The organism is Methanobrevibacter sp. (assembly GCF_015062985.1).
Lineage (GTDB): Archaea > Methanobacteriota > Methanobacteria > Methanobacteriales > Methanobacteriaceae > Methanocatella.
Window position 1 is genome coordinate 2,596 of record NZ_SUTI01000035.1, and the last position, 5,028, is coordinate 7,623.

At 35.0% G+C, this 5,028-nt stretch carries 7 protein-coding genes; 2 read left to right on the forward strand and 5 right to left on the reverse strand.

Going from position 1 to position 5,028, the window contains the following annotated elements; translation table 11 throughout:
- Positions 1–14: 14 nt before the first annotated feature.
- Positions 15–173, forward strand: coding sequence for a DNA-3-methyladenine glycosylase I (locus E7Z77_RS09485; RefSeq protein WP_366510267.1), 159 nt, complete (start codon positions 15–17; stop codon positions 171–173).
- A gap of 71 nt (positions 174–244) precedes the next feature.
- Here the strand turns inward: E7Z77_RS09485 and E7Z77_RS09490 are convergent, their stop codons facing one another.
- From E7Z77_RS09490 to modA, 3 genes are all read right to left on the reverse strand, one after another.
- Positions 245–1,279 (reverse strand): ATP-binding cassette domain-containing protein, encoded by a 1,035-nt coding sequence (locus tag E7Z77_RS09490; RefSeq protein WP_292753443.1) that lies wholly within the window; start codon positions 1,277–1,279, stop codon positions 245–247.
- 24 nt (positions 1,280–1,303) lie between these two features.
- Complete coding sequence (gene modB / locus E7Z77_RS09495; protein WP_292753446.1) at positions 1,304–1,978, reverse strand: molybdate ABC transporter permease subunit; 675 nt, start codon at positions 1,976–1,978, stop codon at positions 1,304–1,306.
- A gap of 99 nt (positions 1,979–2,077) precedes the next feature.
- On the reverse strand, positions 2,078–2,914 hold the full coding sequence (gene modA / locus E7Z77_RS09500; protein ID WP_292753450.1) for a molybdate ABC transporter substrate-binding protein: 837 nt from the start codon (positions 2,912–2,914) through the stop codon (positions 2,078–2,080).
- A gap of 359 nt (positions 2,915–3,273) precedes the next feature.
- On the opposite strand from modA, the gene E7Z77_RS09505 reads away from it, so the two are divergent.
- A complete protein-coding gene (locus E7Z77_RS09505) occupies positions 3,274–3,681 on the forward strand; it encodes a pyridoxamine 5'-phosphate oxidase family protein (RefSeq protein ID WP_292753453.1) in 408 nt (135 codons plus the stop codon).
- An 11-nt stretch (positions 3,682–3,692) separates the two neighbouring features.
- Here the strand turns inward: E7Z77_RS09505 and E7Z77_RS09510 are convergent, their stop codons facing one another.
- Positions 3,693–4,412: a carboxymuconolactone decarboxylase family protein gene (locus E7Z77_RS09510; RefSeq protein WP_292753457.1), complete on the reverse strand. Its 720-nt coding sequence runs from the start codon at positions 4,410–4,412 to the stop codon at positions 3,693–3,695.
- A gap of 23 nt (positions 4,413–4,435) precedes the next feature.
- Positions 4,436–5,028, reverse strand: a 593-nt coding sequence (locus E7Z77_RS09515; RefSeq protein WP_292753460.1) for an SDR family oxidoreductase, incomplete at its 5' end; no start/stop codon positions are given.

A 5,028-nucleotide genomic window follows, 5' to 3' on the forward strand; every position in this document is an offset into this window, starting at 1 on the left:
CTGACGGTGAGATTATTAAAGCGGAATACCTGACCGAATCAGATTTGTCCAAACAAATTTCAAAAGATTTAAAAAAGCGCGGAATGAAATTTGTAGGTCCTACCATAATTTATTCATATCTTGAGGCTATCGGAATCATTGACAACCATCAGGAAGACTGCTTCAGATACTAAAAATACAGTTTATCCAAAATAGGCCTTTTAAAATAGTTTTTCTGAAAAATTAACCTTAGTAAAGACAACAGTTAATTATCTTCCAATAAAATGATATTTTTTGGATTTACTTTTAGATATTTAGGAATTTCAAACTCATGCTGATGGATCTGTTTATCCCGTTTCCACCACAATCCGTTAGCCAGAGAAATTTCCCATTCAAATGGCTTTTCGATTTTTGTTGAATTTGATGTGTCAAAAGAATTTAAATCATTTTCATCAGCTGGAGAAAAATCGTGTGCCCTTATTCCAATGTGAGTAATATTTGATGAAATTTTTTGAGAAACTTCAAATGTGACTCCCCAATCCAGTGATTTGATGTGATAATCATCAATAATTTCTATTTTGGAAATGTTTTTACAACCTGTAAGCCTTGCAACCTGAACTTTTTTCGGATTTTCAAAAATGTTATGGGTTTCTCCCTTTGCAATAATCCTGCCCTTATCCAGTATTATAAGTTCATCACAGAACTGGAACACTTCGTCACGGTCATGAGTAACTAAAATAGAAAACCCGTCAAATTCATCCAGTATATTTGAAAGCTGAATACGAAGCTGTTCTTTTAGGAAAGTATCCATAGCACTGAACGGTTCGTCCAGCAATATGACATCAGGACTATAAGCTAAAATACGGGCTAAAGCCACTCTTTGCTGTTGACCCCCTGACAATTGCCTAGGATATCTTTTCTCAAGTCCATCTAAATGAAAACGTTTAATCATGTCTGAAACAATCTTTTTATCATCATCTTTAGATAATCCTGCGGCAACATTTTCTTCAACGGTCATATTGGGAAACAATGCATAATTTTGAAATAAGTAACCTACATTTCTTTTTTGAGGCTTTAAATTAATTTTTCTTTCAGAATCAAAATAAACGGTTTCATTATCGGTTGTTAAACTTACAATACCCTTATCCGGATCAACTATGCCTGCAACAGATTTGAGGGTGATACTTTTTCCACAACCTGAAGGACCTAAAATACCCAAACATCCTTTTTTTAATTCAAAATCAACATTCAAATCAAATTCTTTAAGTTTCTTTTGGATATTCACCTTTAATTTAGCCATGATTAATTCCCTCTAACTTGTGACTCATTTCCATTGCTTTTCTTTACGTATAGTTACATAATCCATAATAAAAATTGCAAAAAATGCTATGACGACAATGAATATTACATAATCAAAAGCAGATCCCATGTTTCCTGCAGCCACTTCAGAATAAACTGCCATAGGCAATGTTCTTGTCTGTCCGGCAATGTTTCCGGCAAGCATTGCTGTAGCACCGAATTCCCCTAATCCACGAGCATAAGCAAGAATTCCACCACCAATGATTCCAGGCAACGCATTTGCAAATAAAATTTTCCTGAAAATTTTCCATTCGGACATTCCAAGTGTACGGCCGGCATCCAACAAGTTTGAATCAACTTGCTCAAATGCGCTTCTTGCAGAGCGATACATTAAAGGAAATGACATAACTACCGCAGCAATAACGGTTGCAGACCATGAAAAAGCTATTTTTACAGAAAAGAAGTCTATAAAAAATTGACCGATAGGCCCTCTAACACCAAAAACATACAATAAAAAGAACCCTACAACTGTAGGAGGCAATACGATTGGAAGTGTGAAAATTCCATCCAATACTATTTTTATTGCATCATTTTTCATCTTTACAATTCCCCATGCAACAAACAAACCAACAAAAAAAGTTATAAAAATTGATAAACTTGCTGTCTTCATTGAAATGAAAATAGGGGACCAATCCATCATATTTTTAACTCCGTTACATTACTATATTATTGATATGAACAATATTATATTAAAATTTATTTAAAAAATGTAAAAAAAGTATTCATGAATAGAAAAAATCTATTCATGGATAGTAAAACCGTATTCTACAAATACATCTTTAGCTTCTTTAGTTTGTAAGAAGTCCATAAATGCTTTTGTAGCATTGTCATCAGTTGAATTTTTAAGAGCAGCTACAGGATAAATAACTGGAGTTTTTAAAGCATCATCAGGAGCTTCACAGATAACTTTTACATCATCTGGCATGGATTTAGCGTCGGTAGCATATACAATACCGCATTCAGCAGATCCTTGAGCTACTTGGTTTAATACTGCAGTTACGTCAGTACCTAAGGATAATTTGGATTCCACATCATTCCAGATGCCTGTGTTGTTTAATACTTCCTGAGCATATTGACCTGCAGGTACAGATTCCGGATCACCGATAGCGATGTTACCGCTAATGTTTTTCAAATCATCAAATGATGAGATATTTGCATTGGAATCAGCAGGAACAATTAAAACAACTTTGTTTTCCAAGAATTGGAGATTTGTACTGTTGTCAACTAAACCTTCTTCAGCTAATTTGTTCATTTGTTTGTTAGCAGCAGACATAAATACATCAGCTTCTAAACCATTTTCTATTTGAGTTTGCAAATCACCACTTGAAGCGTAAGTAGGAGTAACTTTTACGCCAGGGTATTTTTCCTGAAACATTGGAATTAATTTTTCATCGAAAGCGTTTTTTAAACTAGCTGCAGCCGCTAAGTTTACTTCTTGACCTGTTAAATTAGCATTAGTAGTGTTACCTGAGTCACCGCCTAAAAAGTCAAACCAACCTGCAGAAACGGTTCCTGCACTAGCAATAACTATTGCTGCTAAAATAGCAACGAGTAATAATTTTTTCATAGATTTCATAGTAATTCTCCTTTGAATTATACACTATCAGACAATTAAATACATAATCATAGATTAAAAAAATATTATTGCAGACAATTGTAATATCATATTTATATCGATAAAATCATCAACAATTATCGGAAAAATCTTTACAAGTTAAGTTGAATAATATTTTATTTAAATCAGATTGTATACTATTTTTTTTCAAATTTGGATTATCATTTTAATCAATTCTGATTAGTAATTATAAATTTAACAATATGGATATATAAATATTTTCATATCGATGTAAATAGATTCACATCGAGAATACTGTTTAAAAAAAATAATGAAACCTATTTATTTAGGTAAAACTAAATATTAACTGAGGTATTATCATGTCAAACATTGAAAAAGTAAACGAAATTTTAACAAAAGCTGAAGAGTTCTACCTTGCAACAGTAGACGGTGACAAACCAAAAGTAAGACCGTTAGGATTCCATTTATTGGATGGTGACAAAATATATTTCGGTGTTGGAACATATAAAGAAGTTTACAAACAAATGGAAGCAAACCCTAATGTTGAAATTGCTGCATGGGACGGTGAACACTTCTTAAGATATTATGGTGTTGCAGACTTAACTAAAAATGAGGAAATAGCTGAAAAAGCGTTTGAACTCATGCCAGAAATTGCTGAAGCATACAAAGCAAACGGATGGGAAATGGGAATCTTTTTCCTCGACAAAGCTACAGCTGAAATCAGAAACATGATGGAAGTTGAAGAAACATATGAATTTGAGTATTAAGGGGAATTCCCTTAATCACAAATTTCATTAATAATAGCTAATGCATTTAAAGACCTTGGAAAACCAATATAAGGCAACATAACTGTTACCGCTGAGACTAATTTTTCTTTATCATTACCAACAGACAGATTACCTTGGGTGTGTCCTCTTAACTGATTTTCACAACCGCCCAACGTTGCAATGAAAGTGAATGTGATCAGTTCCCTTTGCTGGTCGTTTAAACCGTCACGGGTGTAAAAGTCACCGAAGCAATATCCTTCCAGGAAAGTGTTGAAATGCTTTTGACCTTCAGGAGCATTATCATTCATGGCCCGAATCATTTCCTCTCCAAAATACCTGTCCTGAATTTTACGTCCTTCTTGACGTCTGTCATCAGAGGTGGTATTTGACCTGTTTTCCAAAGGCAGTTCAATTCCCTTTTTGTCAAACACTTTAATTACTACACCAAAGAAATTATGCGCACGGCCAAAACCGACGTACGGTACAGACTGGTAAAGAAGTTCCTTGACCTCTTCGGGAGTAATGTATTTGCCCAATGCAGAAAGCAAAATCTTTTTGAATGCTTTTGGTGACTGACAGGCAATCAATGAGGCCAATGTTACCAAAACAGATTCCTTTTCTGTCAATGTTGAATATTCAAATACTTCACCATATGCAAAGTTCTTAAATATTTCATGAAACTCAGGGTCATTTTTTTCTATTCTTTCAAAATTATCAAATAATTCATTCATAGTATCACTTTAATATAAAATTTTTATTCTGGTCTTAATTTTCCATAGAAATAAGATGCTGTCGCACCACCGTCAGCTAAAAAATCACTTCCGGTGATAAATGCGCCCTTATCTGACATGATCAATTCTGCAACGTTTGCAACCTCATCAGCTGTTCCAGGCCTTCCTGAAGGGCAGTTTGCAAACATGTTTTTATAAAAATCTCCTCGAAGACCGTTGAATTCATCAATAGCCAGCGGAGTTACAATGATTCCGGGAGATATTGAGTTGATTCTGGCTCCTTTCTCTCCCCATCTGCATGCCTCATACATTACCCTTTTCACATTGCATCTTTTTGCAAGCTGATAAGCATGCAGTGTGTCGTCAATGTTTTCCGGCTGCAATACCTCCAGTTCAAGCAGTTCCTCTGTTGGAGTGGTTGCAAGCTGCTCGTCAATAACTGCCCCCAACTGCTTCATCCTGTGGCCGGACTGGGAAGATATGGTTACACCAACACCGCCTTCCTTTATGACTTTTCCAACTTCCTCAAGAAGAACAGCGGTTCCATACAGATCCACTTTCAAGATGACTTCAATCGGAGCCTGAGATGGTGAAACTCCAGCGGCGTTAATGAAGT